The organism is Mycolicibacter nonchromogenicus, from assembly GCF_002101775.1.
Classification (GTDB): domain Bacteria; phylum Actinomycetota; class Actinomycetes; order Mycobacteriales; family Mycobacteriaceae; genus Mycobacterium; species Mycobacterium nonchromogenicum.
In genome coordinates this window covers 45375-62390 of the sequence record NZ_LQPI01000028.1, presented here as the reverse complement: position 1 = coordinate 62390, position 17016 = coordinate 45375, and the positions used below count along the sequence as shown (strand labels likewise).

Annotated in this window: 15 protein-coding genes; 5 read left to right on the top strand and 10 right to left on the bottom strand. The window is 67.5% G+C overall.

The window, feature by feature from the left end:
• Positions 1 to 151: 151 nt before the first annotated feature.
• Genes AWC18_RS04460 through AWC18_RS04450 form a run of 3 tightly spaced genes read left to right on the top strand, consistent with a single transcriptional unit; the run spans position 152 to position 3920 of the window.
• Complete coding sequence (locus AWC18_RS04460; RefSeq protein WP_064999279.1) at positions 152 to 2485, top strand: nitric-oxide reductase large subunit; 2334 nt, start codon at positions 152 to 154, stop codon at positions 2483 to 2485.
• Positions 2486 to 2487: 2 nt separating this feature from the next.
• The gene (locus tag AWC18_RS04455) at positions 2488 to 3135 is read left to right on the top strand and encodes a hypothetical protein (RefSeq protein ID WP_064999278.1); all 648 of its coding nucleotides are present in this window, start codon (positions 2488 to 2490) and stop codon (positions 3133 to 3135) included.
• Positions 3132 to 3920: a slipin family protein gene (locus tag AWC18_RS04450; protein ID WP_064999277.1), complete on the top strand. Its 789-nt coding sequence runs from the start codon at positions 3132 to 3134 to the stop codon at positions 3918 to 3920. Before AWC18_RS04455 ends, AWC18_RS04450 begins: the two co-directional genes overlap by 4 nt.
• Positions 3921 to 3932: 12 nt before the next feature.
• Here AWC18_RS04450 and AWC18_RS04445 read toward each other — a convergent pair whose 3' ends face one another.
• Positions 3933 to 4703: an SDR family NAD(P)-dependent oxidoreductase gene (locus tag AWC18_RS04445; protein ID WP_076049094.1), complete on the bottom strand. Its 771-nt coding sequence runs from the start codon at positions 4701 to 4703 to the stop codon at positions 3933 to 3935.
• Positions 4704 to 4847: 144 nt separating this feature from the next.
• Here AWC18_RS04445 and dosR point away from each other — a divergent pair, with 144 nt between their 5' ends.
• Together dosR and AWC18_RS04435 are read left to right on the top strand one after the other, a co-directional pair.
• Positions 4848 to 5489 carry a hypoxia response regulator transcription factor DosR/DevR gene (gene dosR / locus AWC18_RS04440; protein ID WP_076049093.1) on the top strand — a complete coding sequence of 214 codons (642 nt, stop codon included), beginning with the start codon at positions 4848 to 4850 and terminating at the stop codon, positions 5487 to 5489.
• A complete protein-coding gene (locus AWC18_RS04435) occupies positions 5482 to 7188 on the top strand; it encodes a GAF domain-containing sensor histidine kinase (RefSeq protein WP_085137880.1) in 1707 nt (568 codons plus the stop codon). Before dosR ends, AWC18_RS04435 begins: the two co-directional genes overlap by 8 nt.
• A 15-nt stretch (positions 7189 to 7203) precedes the next feature.
• Here the strand turns inward: AWC18_RS04435 and AWC18_RS04430 are convergent, their stop codons facing one another.
• From AWC18_RS04430 to AWC18_RS04390, 9 genes are all read right to left on the bottom strand, one after another.
• On the bottom strand, positions 7204 to 8280 hold the full coding sequence (locus AWC18_RS04430) for an Acg family FMN-binding oxidoreductase (RefSeq protein WP_085137878.1): 1077 nt from the start codon (positions 8278 to 8280) through the stop codon (positions 7204 to 7206).
• A gap of 244 nt (positions 8281 to 8524) precedes the next feature.
• Positions 8525 to 10288 (bottom strand): MtrAB system accessory lipoprotein LpqB, encoded by a 1764-nt coding sequence (gene lpqB, locus AWC18_RS04425; RefSeq protein WP_420093306.1) that lies wholly within the window; start codon positions 10286 to 10288, stop codon positions 8525 to 8527.
• Positions 10288 to 11937: an MtrAB system histidine kinase MtrB gene (mtrB, locus tag AWC18_RS04420; RefSeq protein WP_064999271.1), complete on the bottom strand. Its 1650-nt coding sequence runs from the start codon at positions 11935 to 11937 to the stop codon at positions 10288 to 10290. Before mtrB ends, lpqB begins: the two co-directional genes overlap by 1 nt.
• 22 nt (positions 11938 to 11959) lie before the next feature.
• Entirely contained in the window at positions 11960 to 12646 is a 687-nt protein-coding gene (gene mtrA / locus AWC18_RS04415; RefSeq protein WP_019737852.1) for a two-component system response regulator MtrA, read from the bottom strand.
• Positions 12647 to 12698: 52 nt separating this feature from the next.
• Positions 12699 to 13328, bottom strand: coding sequence for a dTMP kinase (locus AWC18_RS04410; RefSeq protein WP_064999270.1), 630 nt, complete (start codon positions 13326 to 13328; stop codon positions 12699 to 12701).
• Positions 13329 to 13425: 97 nt separating this feature from the next.
• Entirely contained in the window at positions 13426 to 14883 is a 1458-nt protein-coding gene (gene ahcY, locus AWC18_RS04405) for an adenosylhomocysteinase (RefSeq protein ID WP_085137873.1), read from the bottom strand.
• Positions 14884 to 14960: 77 nt separating this feature from the next.
• Positions 14961 to 15566: a TetR family transcriptional regulator AlkX gene (alkX, locus tag AWC18_RS04400; RefSeq protein WP_085137956.1), complete on the bottom strand. Its 606-nt coding sequence runs from the start codon at positions 15564 to 15566 to the stop codon at positions 14961 to 14963.
• 39 nt (positions 15567 to 15605) lie between these two features.
• Positions 15606 to 15773 carry a rubredoxin gene (locus tag AWC18_RS04395; RefSeq protein WP_085137871.1) on the bottom strand — a complete coding sequence of 56 codons (168 nt, stop codon included), beginning with the start codon at positions 15771 to 15773 and terminating at the stop codon, positions 15606 to 15608.
• Positions 15773 to 16987, bottom strand: a complete 1215-nt coding sequence (locus AWC18_RS04390; RefSeq protein WP_085137868.1) for an alkane 1-monooxygenase — start codon at positions 16985 to 16987, stop codon at positions 15773 to 15775. Before AWC18_RS04390 ends, AWC18_RS04395 begins: the two co-directional genes overlap by 1 nt.
• Positions 16988 to 17016: the final 29 nt, after the last annotated feature.

The window sequence follows — 17016 nt, the reverse complement described above, 5'->3', positions numbered from 1 at the left end:
TCCGGCCCGCACAGCGGACCGCTACTACGGTATGTCGTACCTCGGCGTCAAGGGGCATTTAGTCCACAGAGAAACTAACGCCCGACCCCAATTGCCTGAGGGCCCCAACTATTTCGAGAATTTTCGTCCTCAATACTGTTAGCGTCCGTCCATGAGCACCGATGCGACACAAACGGGGGCGCCGACCACCGGATCCGGCCGGGCCGGGGCGCTGGTCGGCAAGGGCTGGGCGCAGGGCGTGGCCCTGGTCATGATCTTCGGTTTCCTGGTGATGGGCATCCTCGCCTACCGCACGTACACCGCGTCAATGCCGATGCCGGACAAGGTGGTCAGCGAAACCGGCCAGGAGCTGTTCTCCGGCGCCGACATCACCCGCGGCCAACAGCTCTACCAGGCCCGCGGCCTCATGCAGTACGGCTCGGTGCTGGGGCACGGCGCCTATCTGGGTCCGGACTACACCGCCGAATATCTGCGCCTGGCCACCGAAGACGTGGCCGATCAGTTCAAGGCGCAGGGCGTGACGAACCCGCACGACGAGGTGGTCGCCGAATTCCGCACCAACCGCTACAACGCAGACACCAAGACGCTGGTGTTCACCGACAAACAGGCCCGGGCGTTCAACGACATCGAGCGCCATTACGCCGACTACTTCGGCGAGGCCTCCACCAAGTACGGCCTGCTGCCGCACATGATCACCGACCCCGGCGAAATTCGCGATCTGACCGCGTTCTTCGCCTGGACCGCGTGGGCGGCTGCCGCGGATCGGCCCGGCCACAACTACAGCTACACCAACAACTGGCCCTCCGAGCCCCGCGTCGACAACGGACCCACCGGATCAGTCGTGGTGTGGTCGGTGCTGTCGCTGATCATGCTGCTGGGCGGCATCGGCATCATGTTCACCGTCTACGGTCGCTGGAGCCAGAACATCGGCTGGCACGGCACGGAGATGACCAGGCTGCACTTCCGCCAGCCCGGCGAGGTGCCGCTGACCCGCTCGCAGCGCGCAGCCATCTGGATCTTCGCCGTGGTCGCGGTGCTGTTCTTGGCCCAAGTCCTGCTCGGCGGCGCCGTCGAGCACTACCGGGCGGATCTGTCGGAGTTCTACGGGATCGACCTTGCGAAGATCCTCCCCTACAACCTGGCCCGTACCTGGCATCTGCAGCTGTCGCTGTTCTGGACCGCGGCGGCGTTCTTGGCCGGCGGAATCTTCCTGGTGCCCTTCATCACCCGCCGAGAGCCCGGCAAGCAGTCAGTCCTGGTGTACGGGCTGCTCGGCGCACTGGCGGTGGTGGTCTTCGGCTCGCTGGCCTTCGAGGCGCTGTCGATCTTCGGGGTGATCAAGCCGGGCAGCCTGTTGTCGCAGCAGTGGGAGTTCCTGGACCTGCCGCGACTGTTCCAGTTGTTGCTGATCGTGGGCCTGTTCCTGTGGATCGTCATCATCTGGCGCGGCATGCGCGCGAAGCTGGCCACCACGTCGAAGATGAACCTGCCCTGGATGTTCTTCTTCACCGGGCTGGCCATCCCGACGTTCTACGCGGCCAGCCTGCTGGCCGGCAGCGAGACACATTTCTCGGTCGCCGACTTCTGGCGGTTCTGGATGGTGCACCTGTGGGTGGAGGACTTCCTGGAGCTGTTCACCACCGCGATGGTGGCCTACATCTTCGTCCAGCTCGGGGTGGTGCGCGAGCGGGTCGCGCTGCTGGTCATCTTCCTCGACATCATCTTGTACTCCGCCGGCGGCGTGATCGGCACCATGCACCACCTGTACTTCTCCGGCACCCCGGTGGAACACATGGCGCTGGGGGCGTTCTTCTCGGCCGCCGAGGTGATCCCGCTGACCTTCCTGACGGTGGAGGCCTGGGCGTTCCTGCAGCTGGGCGCCCGGCAGGAAGCCGGTGAGCAGAACAACTTCCCGGCCCGCTGGGCGGTGATGTTCCTGGTCGCCGTCGGGTTCTGGAACTTCCTGGGCGCCGGCATCTTCGGGTTCCTGATCAACCTGCCGGTGGTGTCCTACTACGAGATCGGCACCGCACTGACCGCCAACCACGCGCACGCCGCGATGTTCGGGGTCTACGGCATGCTCGCGGTCGGCCTGGCGATGTTCGCCTTCCGCTATGTGATCCCGGCAGACCAGTGGCCGAACAAGCTGGCCCGGATCTCGTTCTGGGGCATGAACATCGGCCTGGCTTGGATGGTGTTCGTCACCCTGTTGCCACTGGGGGTGCTGCAGTTGTTCCACTCGGTCAACGCGGGCTACTTCGAGGCACGCTCACTGGGCTACATCACCCAGCCCGGCAATGCCCTGCTGGAATGGCTGCGCCTGCCCGGTGACGCGATCCTGATCGGCGCCGGTGTGGTGCCGTTTGTCTGGATCGCCTGGATTGCGCTGCGCAACTTCCGCTCCGGCGAGACGGTGGACGAGTTGCCGGAGAACCCGCTCTACGTCGAGGTCGCAGCGGACTCTGCGGCCGCAGGCAAGGACTGAGCATGAGCGCGCCGGCGACATGGGTGTGGCTGGTTGCCGGCTACGCGCTGCTGTTGCTGGTCTTCGCCTGGGGCTTCGACCGGATGGCCCAGCGGACCTCCGAACGCGCCGCGCAGTGGCGCACCGGCAAGTTCGTCTACCACGACGACCACGACGCCTGGAAGTGCCCGCAGGATCAGTGGCTCTGGCCCACCTCGTTCGACCCGGACAATCGTGTGATGCGCTACCGGGCAACGCCATCGGTCTGCAACGCGTGTCCGGTGAAGCACACCTGTACCACGTCGCCGCACGGCCGGGAGATCGGCCGGGCGGTCGACCCGTGGCCGCACTCGGAGACCGGCCGTTTTCACCGCGGAATCGCCTGTGCGGTAGCGGGTTTTGGGATCGTCCTGCCGGCGGCCACGTTGTTCGTGAATCACTCGGCCGCCGACGTGTTGGTGTTGACCGCGGCGATCATCGTGGTGGCGGCAGGGGGCTATCCCCTGCTGCGCCACCTGTGGAACACCCCCAGTAACGCCCCCGATGACCGGCCGCACCGAACCGTCGCCGAAGATCAGGCGTTGAAGGTCGAGGCCGCGATCGACCGGTACTCCACCCGGTGGGGCGGCTTTTCCGACGACGCGTCGAGCAGGAGGCAGCAGCTCCGATGAGTGAGGCACTGATCACCGTGCTGGCGCTGGCCATCGTGGCGGTGGCCGTCCTGGCATATTTCGCACTGAATGTGGTGCGCGAGTACGAACGCGGCGTGGTGTTCCGGATGGGCCACGCCCGCCCGCTCTACCAGCCGGGACTGAAGTTCCTGATCCCGTTGGTGGACAAAATGATTCGCGTCGATCAGCGGGTGGTCACCCTGACCATTCCCCCGCAGGAGGTGATCACCCGCGACAACGTTCCGGCCCGGGTCAATGCGGTGGTGTTGTTCCAGGTCACCGACCCGCTCAAAGCCATCTTGGAGGTGGAGAACTACGCCGTGGCCACCTCCCAGATCGCCCAGACCACGCTGCGTTCCCTGCTGGGCAGAGCGGATCTGGACACCCTGCTGGCGCATCGCGACGATCTCAACGCCGACCTGCGCACGATCATCGACAAGCAGACCGAGCCGTGGGGCGTGCAGGTGCGGGTGGTCGAGATCAAGGACGTGGAGATCCCGGAGTCGATGCAACGCGCGATGGCCCGCGAAGCCGAGGCCGAGCGTGAACGCCGGGCGAAGGTGATCAACGCCCGCGGCGAGCTACAGGCCTCCGAGGAACTCAGCCAGGCGGCCGAGCGCCTTTCGCAGAATCCGGCCTCGCTGCAACTGCGTTACCTGCAAACCCTTTTGGAACTCGGGGCCGACCAGAACTCCACCGTGGTGTTCCCGCTGCCGGTGGACATCATCACCCCGTTCTTGGGCGGCGCGGCCGAGGCGCTGCGCGCCGCCAAGCGGCACACCTAGCGCAACAATCGGCTACCGAGCGACCATCCCGCCGTCGGCGTGGATGGTCTGGCCGGTGATGTAGCTGCCCGCGTCGGAGACGAGAAGCAATATCGGACCGACCATCTCGTCCGGTTCGGCAATGCGCTGTTGCAGGGTGGCACTGCGCAGTGCATCGATGAACTCCGGCGGGTTGTTGCGCACCATGTCGGTGTTGACCGGCCCTGGGGCTATCGCGTTGACCCGGATACCCGACGAGGCCAGCTCGGCCGCCATGGACCGGGTGAAGGACACCAGTGCGGCCTTGGCCGCCGAGTACATCGACGTCGCCGGTGAATAGACGAAGGCGCCCGCCGACACCACGTTGACCACCGCGGCGTGCCGGCTGCTGCGCAGATGCGGCAGCGCCGCCTGGACCAGGAAAACCGGCCCCTGCAGATTGACCGCGAACGACTTGTTCAGCGCATCCGGAGTGATCTGTCCCAGCGGCAGCGCGAGCGCGTTGGCCGCGTTGTTGATGACGATGTCGACTCCGCCGAACCGCTCGACGGTGGCGTCGACCAGCCGCTGGATCGCCTCGACGTCACCGAGGTGGGTGGGGACACCGATGGCCTGCGCACCGGCCTGGCGCAGTTGCTCCGCGGCGCGATCGCAGGCATCGCTCTTGCGGCTGGCCACCACCACGTTGGCGCCGGCAGCGGCCAGTCCGTGCGCGACCGACAATCCGATACCACGTGTTCCGCCGGTCACGATGGCGGTGCGTCCGGTCAGGTCGAACAATGCGTTGAGGGCAGGCCTGTCCACTGGGATCTCCTACGTCAGGGCCGAGACGCAAGAAGCCTAGAGCACGCCCGAAGCCTGATCCGGCGGCGGATCGGGGCTTTGTACCCTGTGAATCCGCCGGTGTCGCCACTACCGTGAGCAGTGGCTGAGCGGAGAGGACGCGATGTGGTCAGAGTCTTTCTGGTAGACGATCACGAGGTGGTCCGACGCGGCCTGATCGACCTGCTCGGCGCCGACCCCGAACTGGATGTCGTCGGTGAGGCCGGTTCGGTTGCCGAAGCACTGGCCCGCATTCCCGCGTTGTCTCCGGATGTGGCGGTCCTCGATGTCCGTCTGCCGGACGGCAACGGCATCGAACTGTGCCGCGATCTGCTGTCGCGGATGCCCGAGCTACGGTGTCTGATCCTGACATCCTTCACCTCCGATGAGGCCATGCTCGACGCCATCCTGGCCGGTGCCAGCGGCTACATCGTCAAGGACATCAAGGGCATGGAGCTGGCTCGCGCGGTCAAGGACGTCGGCGCGGGACGATCGCTGCTCGACAACCGCGCCGCCGCCGCCCTGATGGCCAAGCTGCGCGGCGCGGCCACCAAACCCGACCCGCTGTCGGGCCTGTCCGAACAGGAGCGGACGCTGTTGAGCCTGCTCGCCGAAGGCCTGACCAACAAGCAGATCGCCGACCGGATGTTCCTGGCGGAGAAGACTGTCAAGAACTACGTGTCACGGCTGCTGGCCAAGCTGGGCATGGAGCGTCGTACCCAGGCCGCGGTCTTCGCCACCAAACTCGAGCGCGCGCGGAATGACTGACCAAGCAGGCGACGTCCCGGACCCCCTGCGCGACAAACTTTCTCACCTGCAGCTGCGCGAACTGCTGGTCGGCGTGCAAGACCGGGTACAGCAGATCGTGGAGGGCCGCGACCGCCTCGACGGACTGCTGGCGGCGATGCTGGCAGTCACCTCCGGATTGGAACTCGATCAGACCCTGCGCACCATCGTGCAGACCGCCACCCATCTGGTCGAGGCCAAATACGGTGCCCTGGAGGTGCACGACCGCGACCGGCGAATGCTGCAGTTCGTCTACGAGGGCATCGACGAGGAAACGTTCGCCAAGATCGGTCGACTGCCCCAGCAGGTGGGGGTGGTCGGTCTGCTGATCGACGAACCCCAGACCCTGCGGCTGGACGACCTGTCCAAACATCCGGCGTCGATAGGTTTTCCGCCCCACCATCCCCCGATGCGGACGTTCCTCGGCGTACCGGTGGGCGTGCGCGGCGAGGTCGTGGGCAATCTGTACCTCACCGAGAAGGCCGACGGGCAGCCGTTCAGCGAGGACGACGAAGTCCTCGTTCAGGCACTGGCCGCCGCCGCCGGCATCGCGATCACCAACGCCCGGTTGTACGCCCAGGCCAAAGCACGACAGTCCTGGATCGAATCCACCCGCGACATCGCGACCGAACTCCTGTCCGGAACCGACCCCACGACGGTCTTCCGATTGATCGCCGAGGAGGCCAGCAAGCTCACCGGCGCCGAGTCAGCGCTGGTGGCCATCCCCGTCGACGAGGACGTCACCGAAGCCGAGGTCAGCGAGCTCTTGGTGGTCGAGACTGTGGGGCCGGCACTGGCCTGCCTGTCCGGGGAATCCCTTCCCGTGGTCGGATCGGCCGTCGGTGAAGCCTTCGCGAAGCGCGAACCGAGCCGGATCGACAGGCTGACGTTGCCCGGTGTCGATGCCTCCGGTCCGGCCCTGATCCTTCCGCTGCGCGCCTCCGACGCGGTGGCAGGAGTGGTGGTGGTGATCCGGCACACCACCACGTCCCCGTTCAGCTTGGAGCAACTCGGCATGATGGCGGCGTTCGCCGATCAGGCCGCGCTGGCCTGGCAGCTGGCCACCACCCAGCGCCGCATGCATGAACTCGACGTGGTCACCGACCGGGATCGCATCGCACGCGATCTGCATGACCATGTGATCCAGCGACTGTTCGCCGTCGGACTGTCTTTGCAGGGCACCATTCCGCGGAGCCGGGATGCCGCGGTGCAGCAGCGGCTCTCCGACGCGGTCGACGACCTACAGGCGATCATCGGCGAGATCCGCACCACCATCTTCGACCTGCACGGCGTCGCCTCCGCGGCGACACCGTTGCGGCAGCGATTGGACAACGCCGTGGCGCAGTTCTCCGGCTCGGGGCTGCACACCACCCTCCAGTTCGTCGGCCCGCTCTCCGTGGTGGAGCCGGGTCTGGCCGACCACGCCGAGGCGGTGGTGTCCGAGGCGGTCAGCAACGCGGTACGGCATTCGGGCGCCACGGCGCTGAGGGTGCAGATCAAGGTCGAAGACGACCTGAGCATCGAGGTGAGCGACAACGGCTGCGGGCTGCCCGAGGTGATCAACCGCAGTGGCCTGGCCAACCTGCGACAGCGCGCCGAGCAGGCCGGCGGGACCTTCAGCGTCGCCTCGGCTCCAGAGGGCGGAACGGTGCTGCGCTGGTCCGCTCCCCTGGTGTCGTAACGCCACCAGGGCGGATCAGGCGTAGAGCGCCAGGTCTCGTGCATCTCCCGGTTCGGCCTCACGCGTGTCGGCGATCAGCCATTGGACGGTGTCGTTGAGGAAGCGCCGCGGGGTCGCCGGCAGCGGATCGGCATTGATCGGGGCCCAGCCGACCCGCAGCAGCATCTGCGGATAGCCGCTGGTTCCGAAGACGTCGCGGCGTACCGCGTCTCGGGTTTCGGCGATCTCCAGCGGCTCGGTGACCGGGCAGCTGGCCAGCCCCAGTGCCGTCGCGGTCAGCAACACCACGCTGGTGGCCTCACCGGAGCGCAGCTGGGCCAGCCGATCGTCGCTCTCGGTTCCCAGCGCCAGCATCACCGCCCGGTCCTCGGCCGGGGCGGCACCCGGGGGCTGGGCCAGCGCCGGACCGGCGAAGAACCGGCCCGGGATCGGAGCGCCGGCGTCCGGCGGCGGAGCGTTGCGCGCCGGAACGCCGGCCACCGACCCGTAACGCCCGCTCCAGGTCGCCAACTCGGCAAGGTAGTCGTAGTTGGTGCAGTGCTCGAACACCGCGCGGGCCACCACCTCGTTGAGCCGGTCCAGGGCGTCGACCTTGCGCAGCATCACTCCGGCCCGGGCGGCACGCGCGCCCATCAAGGCGATGTCGGCGTCGGCCACCGGCCAGCCGCTGAAGAACCGGCGGTCGGTGCGTCGCCGCGGGATCGCCGCCGCCAGGGCGACATCGACCTGAGAAACGTCGGGTTGCGGGTCCCGCACACCCAGCTCGATCGTGGCCAGCAGGTTAGGGCGTGCCGGGTCCGGCAACCGATGGACCTTGACCTGTTGGCCCAGCGCGGCGAGGGCCACCACGCAGTGATGCAATGCCGCACCGCAACTCAAGATCATGCCCCGGCCGTCGGGGTCGATATTGCGCAGCTGCAGATCGGGATCGACATACAACTCCAGCCGGGGCGCCGGCAAAGCCGGGTCCACCCGCCAGCGCCACGGCTGGGAGTTGTGCACCGAGGGCGCTCGGGCCGCCAGCAGTAACGCGGTTCGGATGGTCTCCCGGACCGCCGCGGCGTCCGGGTGGCCCGCAGGCTGTTCATCCACGGTCCGGCCCCTTTCTTCCCTCGCGGTCCGGTGCCCAGTTCCCGCCGACCCCAGAACCTGCCCTCATCACGATCCTCCGCGTCCACCGGTCAGACCAGGGCACGAAGTCCCGCACCTGCGGTGCCGCGCCGGGACTTCTGGCCCTGCGTGCATAGGGGTCACTCGACTGGAGGCCGGCGTCAAGCCCCGCCACGGCAAGCGATTGTTCAGCCGGTGGGTGCCGGTTGCGCTGTAGTTCGTCCGCTCAGCCCGGCAGCACCGGCACCGCGCCGGCGACCATGAACGGTCCCACCGGCGACCAGCTCTGCTCCTCCTCGGCCGCCGCGGAAGACAGCGCGAGCACGCCACGGGGGTCGGCCACATAGACCGTGGATGGGTCGGCAACGATCGTCGACACCGGCAGCTGCAGATTGCCGTTGGGTGCATCGGAGTTGACCCCGTCGATGTTGACGTAGGACACCGGGTGCTTCGGATCGGATCGGCTCACCACAATGTCGTCGCCGGTGCGCCAGCTCAGCGACACCGCCGAGGAGCCGAGCCCAAAGCCCAACCGGCGCGGGTAATGCAGCACGAACTGACCACCCGGCATCTGCTCGACGCCGGCCAGGATCACCTGCCCGCCGATCACCATGGCGGCCCGGGTGCCGTCGCGGGACAGTTGCAGTTCGCTGATCGGCCCGGGGAACCGTGCGGAGACGGCTCCGGAGTCCACCGGGATCCGGGCCGGGCGGCCCGTTGCGACCTCCTGAATGGCCCGCAGCACGTTGTTGCCGTCGACCACCACCCACACGGCCTCGTCCAGCGACCAGCTGGGTCGCGACAGGGTGTGCCCCTCGGCCGCCTGTACCGCCTCGCCGCCGAGGTCACCGATCCACAAGGTGGCCTCCGGGTCGCCGGGATGGACCACCACCGAGGCCACCTGGCGACCATTGCGCGAGAGCGCACACGATTCCTGATCCGGCTCCCGGCCGAACGCGCCGGGAACTCGGTTGGCCTGCTGCCCGTCCAGCACCAGCAGCGATCCACCCACCAGCGCGTGGATCCCCGCACCGGCCCCGTCGGAGGCGCCCGGGTCGGTTGTGGCCACGTCCGAGGTGGTCCACCCGTCGGGGAACCTGTCGTCGAGCGCCGCGCCGTCGGCGTCAATCACATAGGGACCCTTGATGTCAGCCCGGGTCAACGTCCAGATGAGTTGGGCAGCAAGCAATTTCCTGGTGTTTGGGTCGGTGGCCGACAAACTGTCCAGGTCGATCTTCGCCCCGCCGTAGCCGCGACCCACCCCGCTCTTGCCGCCGTCGGCGCGGGTCACCGGACCGCGCAGTCGCACCGGCGGCGCCAACAGGTTGCGCACCCCGGCCATCTCAGGGCGGGGCCCGGCGATCAGCTTGGACACCAGTTCGGTCGCCAACTGATCGGAATCGGACACCGCCACATAGCGGGGGTCCGGAACCACCGTCTTACCGGTCGGGTCGACGAAGTAGAGCGTATGGCGCTTGTAGGTGGCCTGGAACTGCTGCCAATCCAGGAACACCCCATTGGGCAGCCGGTCGATACGCCAGCCGTCGGAGGTCTTGAGAAGTTCGATCGCCTCCGGGGCCGGCAGCGCACCCTCGGCGGTCTCGAACACCCCGATGTCCGACAGCGACCCCAGCATGTCGGCACGCATCGTGACCACAACCCGGTCGGCGCTGCGCGTCTCGACGAACACCACGTTGTCGATCAGCAGCGCGCTGCCGGCGTCATCCCAGGAGTCGGAGGCCTCCTGGGTGAGGAACTGTCGCGCCGCCCGGTGCCGGTTGGCCGGATCTGCGGTCGCCTTGAGGAATTCCCGCAGCAGCACATCGGGATCCATGCCCGGGGTGGGTTTGGGCAGCACCGACGGCGGCGGCGCCTCCACTGTGCCGATCGCCTGCGGCGCCGACGTGCTGGGCACCCCGGCACACCCCGCCAGCATGCCGATCACCATGGCTATGGCCAGCAGTCGCGCGGCGATCCTGTTGCGGCGCATCATCCGATCCTCTCGGCATGCTCGCGGGCCCGTTGACGGCTCTCCCGACGCTCGGCGGCACTCACCGGCTTCATCGGCAGCGGGCTGGTGGTGACCTTGTGCCCGCGCACCAGCGGCAGGGTGAGGCGGAAGCATGCGCCCCTGCCCGGTTCGCCCCAGGCCTCCAGCCGGCCCTGGTGCAGCCGGGCGTCCTCCACGCTGATGGCCAGGCCCAACCCGGTGCCACCCGAGCGCCGCACCCGAGACGGGTCGGCACGCCAGAACCGGCTGAACACCAGTTTCTCCTCACCCGGCCGCAGACCCACGCCGTGGTCACGCACCGTAACGGCCACCGTGTCTTCGTCGGCGGCCATCCGAATCACCACCGGCTTGCGCTCGGCGTGGTCGATGGCATTGGCGATCAGGTTGCGCAGGATGCGTTCCACCCGGCGCGGATCGACCTCGGCGATCACCGGAGCGCCGGGCATGTCGACCCTGAGCTGGACGCCGGCGTCGGCCGCCAGGTGCCCCACGTTCTCCAGGGCGCTTCTGACGGTTGAGCGCAGGTCCAGCGACTCCACCGACAGCTCGGCCACGCCGGCGTCGTGGCGGGAGATCTCCAGCAGGTCGTTGAGCAGCGACTCGAACCGGTCCAGCTCACTGACCAGCAGCTCGGTCGAGCGCCGCAGCGAGGGCTCGAGGTCTTCACTGTGGTCGTGGATCAGGTCGGCAGCCATCCGCACCGTCGTCAACGGAGTGCGCAGTTCGTGGCTGACGTCGGAGGTGAATCGCCGCTGCAGGTTGCCGAACTCCTCGAGCTGGGTGATCTGACGCGAGAGGCTTTCGGCCATGTCGTTGAACGACACCGCCAGCCGGGCCATGTCGTCTTCACCGCGCACCGGCATCCGTTCGGACAGATGGCCCTCGGCGAATCGCTCGGCGATCCGGGAAGCTGAGCGCACCGGCAGCACCACCTGCCGCGATACCAGCAGGGCGATCCCGGCCAGCAGCACCAGCAACACCAGACCGCCGGTGGCGATGGTGCCGCGGACCATGCTGATCGTGTTGCGTTCGGTGCCCAGCGGATAGATCAGGTACAGCTCCAGGTTGGTGATCCGCGACGTCGTCGGGGTGCCGATCACCAGCGCCGGCCCGGAAAAGCCTTCGACGTGCACGGTGGCGTACTGGTAACTGACCTGTCCGGCCTTGACGAATTCCCGCAGCGCAGCCGGAACCTGATCCACCGGCCCGGCGGCGGTCGCGGCACGCGGGCCCTCGCCGGGCACCACCAACACCGCGTCGAACGCACCCGCTGCACCGCTGCCGGCAGCCGGGTCGGTCTTGGACATCAGTGTGTTGCGCGCCAGCTGCAGACTCGACGTCAGCGAGCGGGCCTCCTCACCGCCGACGATGCCACCGGCGGTGACCCGGGCGCGCACGATCTGCTCGGTGGCCGCCCGGACCTTGACGTCCAGCACCCGATCGGTGATCTGGCTGGTCAACACGAAACCAAGCCCGAGGATCACCGCAGCGGACAAGCCCAGCGTCAGCACCACAACCCGCAGTTGCAGCGATCGGCGCCAGGCGGCCTGCACCGCGCGGCGCAGTGTGTTCACACCGAGCAGCAGTGGACCCGATCGCCGGGGGCGCCGTCTGGAGCTGAAGATCACGGGCGCTGCTCCCCGGCGGGGATCACGGAGGTCCGGCCTTGTAACCCACTCCTCGGACGGTCAGCACCACAGTCGGGTTCTCCGGGTCTTGCTCCACCTTGGCCCGCAGGCGCTGGACGTGCACGTTCACCAGCCGAGTGTCCGCCGGATGGCGATATCCCCAGACCTGTTCGAGAAGCACCTCACGAGTAAACACCTGGCGCGGTTTGCGTGCCAGCGCCACCAGCAGGTCGAACTCCAAGGGGGTCAGCGAGATCTGCTCACCGGCCCGGCTCACCTTGTGCGCCGGCACGTCGATGTCGATGTCGGCGATCGAGAGCATCTCGGCGGGCTCGTCGTCGTTGCGGCGCAGCCGGGCCCGCACCCGGGCCACCAGCTCCTTGGGCTTGAACGGCTTCATGATGTAGTCGTCGGCACCCGACTCCAGCCCGAGCACCACGTCAACGGTGTCGGTCTTGGCGGTGAGCATCACGATCGGCACACCGGAGTCCTTGCGCAGCACCCGACAGACATCGATGCCGTTCATGCCGGGCAGCATCAGGTCCAGCAGCACCAGGTCGGGCCGCAGCTCGTGCACGGCGGTGAGCGCCTGGGTGCCGTCACCGACAACCGCGGTGTCGAAACCCTCCCCACGCAGAACGATGGTGAGCATCTCGGCCAGCGACGCGTCGTCGTCGACGACAAGAATCCTTTGCCTCATGGCGTACATGGTGTCACCCGTTCGTGACAAAACGCCGCTACCACACGCGTGTTTCGCGGAGTTACCCTCGCATTTCAGTGGCCAGAGCCGCCGCATCGACCGTCGGCCCGACTACCTGCCAGCGTCCGGCGAACCCGGACCGGGCCAACCCGCGATATACCTCGCCGGTGCGCCGCTGCAGGCCGTCGTCGCGCTCGTAGCTGTCGCGGGTGCGTGCGGCGTCGCGCTCCTCCCGGTGCCGGGCCCGCTGCGCGGCGAGTTCGGTGGGCACGTCGAGCAGCACCTGCCAGTGCGGGGCGGGCAGCGCGAGCCGCTCGAACTCCAGCCGGCGCACCCAGTCCACCACCTCCCCGTCGGCGTCCTGGTGCAGGCGCGCGGCGCTGTAGGCGGCGCTGGAGGCGACGTACCGGTCCAGGATCACCACGTCGTTTTCCCGGCGCAGCGCGTCGATCTCGTCTTTGGCGCCGGCACGGTCCAGCGCGAACAGCATCGCCATCGCATACACCGAGCCGGCCAGATCGCCGTGCTGGCCGCGCAGCGCTTCGGCGGCCACATCCGCGGTCACCGAGACGCCGTAGCGCGGGAACGCCAGCGTGGCCACCGACAGGCCGGCCGCTTCGAAGGCCGTGCGCAACCCCTGGGACAGGGTGTTCTTGCCGGCGCCGTCAACGCCTTCGATCGCGATCAGCACGGCGGGAAGCCTAACCAGCTCCGTGCCGAGCAGACACAAAAGCCCCCAATTCCAGGCCGGAATGGGGGCTTCTGCGTCTGCTCGCGGGGAAAAAGGCTCAGTACCGGTAGTGGTCCGGCTTGTACGGGCCTTCGACGTCGACGCCGATGTACTCGGCCTGCTCCTTGGTCAGCTTGGTCAGCGTGCCGCCCAGGGCCTCGACGTGGATGCGGGCCACCTTCTCGTCCAGGTGCTTGGGCAGCCGGTAGACCTCGTTGTCGTACTCGTCGCCCTTGGTCCACAGTTCGATCTGAGCGATCACCTGGTTGGAGAAGCTGTTGCTCATCACGAACGAGGGGTGACCGGTGGCGTTGCCCAGGTTGAGCAGCCGGCCCTCGGACAGCACGATGATCGAGCGGCCGGTGTCGGGGAAGGTCCAGACGTCGACCTGCGGCTTGACGTTCTCCCGCACGGCGCCGGAGGTCTCCAACGCGGCCATGTCGATCTCGTTGTCGAAGTGGCCGATGTTGCCCAGGATGGCCTGGTTCTTCATCGCCTTCATGTGCTCGAGGGTGATGATGTCCTTGTTGCCGGTCGTGGTGATGACGATGTCGGCATCGGCGATGGCCTGCTCGACGGTCTGCACGTCGTAGCCCTCCATCAGGGCCTGCAGTGCGTTGATCGGGTCGATCTCGGTGACCGTCACCCGGGCGCCCTGGCCCTTGAGGGACTCCGCACTGCCCTTGCCGACGTCGCCGAAGCCGCAGACCAGCGCCTTCTTGCCGCCGATCAGGGCGTCGGTGCCACGGTTGATGCCGTCGATCAGCGAGTGCCGGCAGCCGTACTTGTTGTCGAACTTGGACTTGGTGACCGAGTCGTTGACGTTGATCGCCGGGAAGACCAGCTCACCGGCGGCGGCCAGCTGGTAGAGGCGCAGCACGCCGGTGGTGGTCTCTTCGGTGACGCCCTTGACCGACGCGGCGATCTTGGTCCACTTGGTCTTGTCGGTCTCGAAGCGGCTGCGCAGCGTGGCCAGGAAGACCTTCCACTCGTGGGAGTCGCCGTCCTCGGCGGGCGGAACCACGCCGGCCTTCTCGTACTGGGCGCCGCGCAGCACCATCATGGTGGCGTCGCCGCCGTCGTCGAGGATCATGTTGGTCGGCTCGCCCTCCCAGGTCAGGGCCTGCTCAGCGCACCACCAGTACTCCTCCAGCGACTCGCCCTTCCAGGCGAAGACCGGGGTGCCCTTGGGCTCCTCGACGGTGCCGTGCGGTCCGACGACGACCGCCGCCGCGGCGTGGTCCTGGGTGGAGAAGATGTTGCACGAGGCCCAGCGGACCTCGGCACCGAGATCGACCAGCGTCTCGATGAGCACCGCGGTCTGGATCGTCATGTGCAGCGAACCGGTGATGCGGGCGCCCTTGAGCGGGTTGACTCCGTGGTACTCGCGACGCAATGCCATCAGACCAGGCATTTCGTGCTCGGCCAGCCGGATCTCCTTGCGGCCGAAGTCGGCCAGCGACAGGTCGGCGACCTTGAAGTCGATGCCGTTGCGGCTGTCCGCGGTCAAACTCATCAGTTACGCCCCCGTTAGGTTCGGTGAATTGGCTCCGGTACAAGCTACCGGCGCAGGTGAAAGTCTGCTCGGCCGGGTCATTCGGTGTCGACCACGCCGTAGGTCTGGGCCGCCGGGGTGAACAGTCGAGCCAGGTCGGCGGCCACGTCGTGGTCGGCTTCCGGCGGCATGGAGACATAGCTCATGGCCAGCCGCACGACAGCCCGGGCCAGGATTCCGGCGTCCTCCTCGCTGACCCGGACCCAGCTGTGCATGAACGACGAGGTCAGCCGCTCTGAGCTGCGGGTGATGATCGGGCCGCTGTCGGTGGTGATGATCTGCAGCAGGTCCGGCTTGGCGACGCCGGTCAGCAGTGAGATCACCAGCGGGTCGGCGGCCGAGTCGGAGAAGAAGGACCGGAATCCCTCCAGGAATGCCGCGTGGATGTCGCCGACGTTGTTCGACATCGCTTTGTCCACGGCGTCCACCAGGCGGTCAGCCAGCCTGATCGCGTAGCCCTGCGCCAGTCCCTGGCGCGAGCCGAACTCGTTGTAGATGGTCTGCCTGCTGACCCCCGCCGCCTCGGCCACCGCGGCCAAGGTGATCGACGACCAGTCCCGCCGCGTCAACAGTTCCCGCATCGCATCGAGCACCGAGTCGCGCAGCAGCGCCCGGGATGCCTCGGCGTAGGGGATGCGTTTCACCACCGCGAGATTAGCTGGTGCCACGCCGCCATTCCCTCATCATCGCGTCAACGGTTCGAAATCCTGCTTTTCGCGGACCGCGCAGTCCGGACAGGGCCAGTCATCGGGTATCTGCTGCCACGGGGTGCCGGCCGGAAACCCCTCACGGGCAGCACCGATGGACTCGTCGTAGACGTAGTCGCAGCCCGGGCAGCGGTAGGCCGCCATCAGGCCGCCGCCGTTTCGGTCGCCCCATAGCGGGCCAGGATCTTCTCCCGGCGGCGCGGGGAGATGTTGACCCGGGTGATGTCACCGTCGTAGTGGGCCAGCACCCGGTGGTCCATCAGCCGGCGCCACAGCGGCGGGAAGTAGGTGAGCCCGATCAGCGACGCGTATCCGCTGGGCAGGTTCGGAGCCCCGTCCATGCTGCGCAGCGTCTGGTAGCGCCGGGTCGGGTTGGCGTGGTGGTCGCTGTGGCGCTGCAGGTGGTAGAGGAACAGGTTGGTCACCAAATGATCGGAGTTCCAGCTGTGTTCAGGCGTGCAGCGCTCGTAACGGCCGTTGGCACGGGTCTGGCGCAGCAGGCCGTAGTGCTCGATGTAGTTCACCGACTCCAGCAGTGAGAACCCGTAGACGGCCTGGATGACAGCGAACGGGAGCAGCGCCGCGCCGAACACCGCGATCAGCACGCCCCAGAGCACCACCGACATCAGCCAGGCGTTGAGCACGTCATTGGACAACCGCCAGGGGCCCTTATCCAACCGGCGCAACCGCGCGGCCTCCAGCTGCCAGGCCGAGCGCAGGCCACCGAATACGGTGCGTGGCAAGAACTCCCAGAAGGTCTCGCCGAACCGGCCCGATGCCGGGTCCTCGGGAGTGGCAACCCGCACGTGGTGACCGCGGTTGTGCTCGATGTAGAAATGCCCGTAGCAGACCTGAGCCAGCGTGATCTTGGACAGCCAGCGTTCGAGCCGATCCTTCTTGTGTCCCAACTCGTGCGCGGTGTTGATGCCGACCCCACCCAGGGTGCCCACCGACAGCGCCAGCCCGATCTTGGCGAACCAGCTGAGAGACCCCTCGACTCCCAGCCAGCTCAGATCGGTGGCCGTGAACAGGTAGGCCCCCAGGACGAGGCTGGCGTACTGGCACGGGATGTAGGCGTAGGTGCAGTAGCGGTAGTAGCGATCCTTCTCCAACTGCTCCATCACCTCGTCGGGCGGGTTCTGCCCGTCGGCGCCGAACCGCAGGTCGAGCGCCGGCAGCAGCACGTACACCAGGATCGGCCCGATCCAGAACGGCAGCTGCGCGGCCAGGTGCCAGCCGAAGCGGTTCATCGCCCAGACGAACGGCAGCATCGTGAACATCACCGTCGGGGCGATCAGGCCCATCAGCCAGAGGTATCGCTTCTTGTCCCGCCACACCTGCGCGGTCTCGGTGCTCATCCACGCCCTCCTTGCGAGTTCATCACCGT

What these genes read in the sequence shown, in the direction of transcription:
- AWC18_RS04455 (WP_064999278.1), top strand. Translation starts at nt 2,488, where the DNA reads ATGAGCGCGCCGGCGACATGGGTGTGGCTGGTTGCCGGCTACGCGCTG.
- AWC18_RS04450 (WP_064999277.1), top strand. Translation starts at nt 3,132, where the DNA reads ATGAGTGAGGCACTGATCACCGTGCTGGCGCTGGCCATCGTGGCGGTG.
- AWC18_RS04395 (WP_085137871.1), bottom strand. Translation starts at nt 15,773, where the DNA reads ATGGCGGCCTACCGCTGCCCGGGCTGCGACTACGTCTACGACGAGTCC.
- mtrA (WP_019737852.1), bottom strand. Translation starts at nt 12,646, where the DNA reads ATGTACGCCATGAGGCAAAGGATTCTTGTCGTCGACGACGACGCGTCG.
- AWC18_RS04390 (WP_085137868.1), bottom strand. Translation starts at nt 16,987, where the DNA reads ATGAGCACCGAGACCGCGCAGGTGTGGCGGGACAAGAAGCGATACCTC.
- lpqB (WP_420093306.1), bottom strand. Translation starts at nt 10,288, where the DNA reads ATGCGCCGCAACAGGATCGCCGCGCGACTGCTGGCCATAGCCATGGTG.
- AWC18_RS04435 (WP_085137880.1), top strand. Translation starts at nt 5,482, where the DNA reads ATGACTGACCAAGCAGGCGACGTCCCGGACCCCCTGCGCGACAAACTT.
- ahcY (WP_085137873.1), bottom strand. Translation starts at nt 14,883, where the DNA reads ATGAGTTTGACCGCGGACAGCCGCAACGGCATCGACTTCAAGGTCGCC.
- AWC18_RS04460 (WP_064999279.1), top strand. Translation starts at nt 152, where the DNA reads ATGAGCACCGATGCGACACAAACGGGGGCGCCGACCACCGGATCCGGC.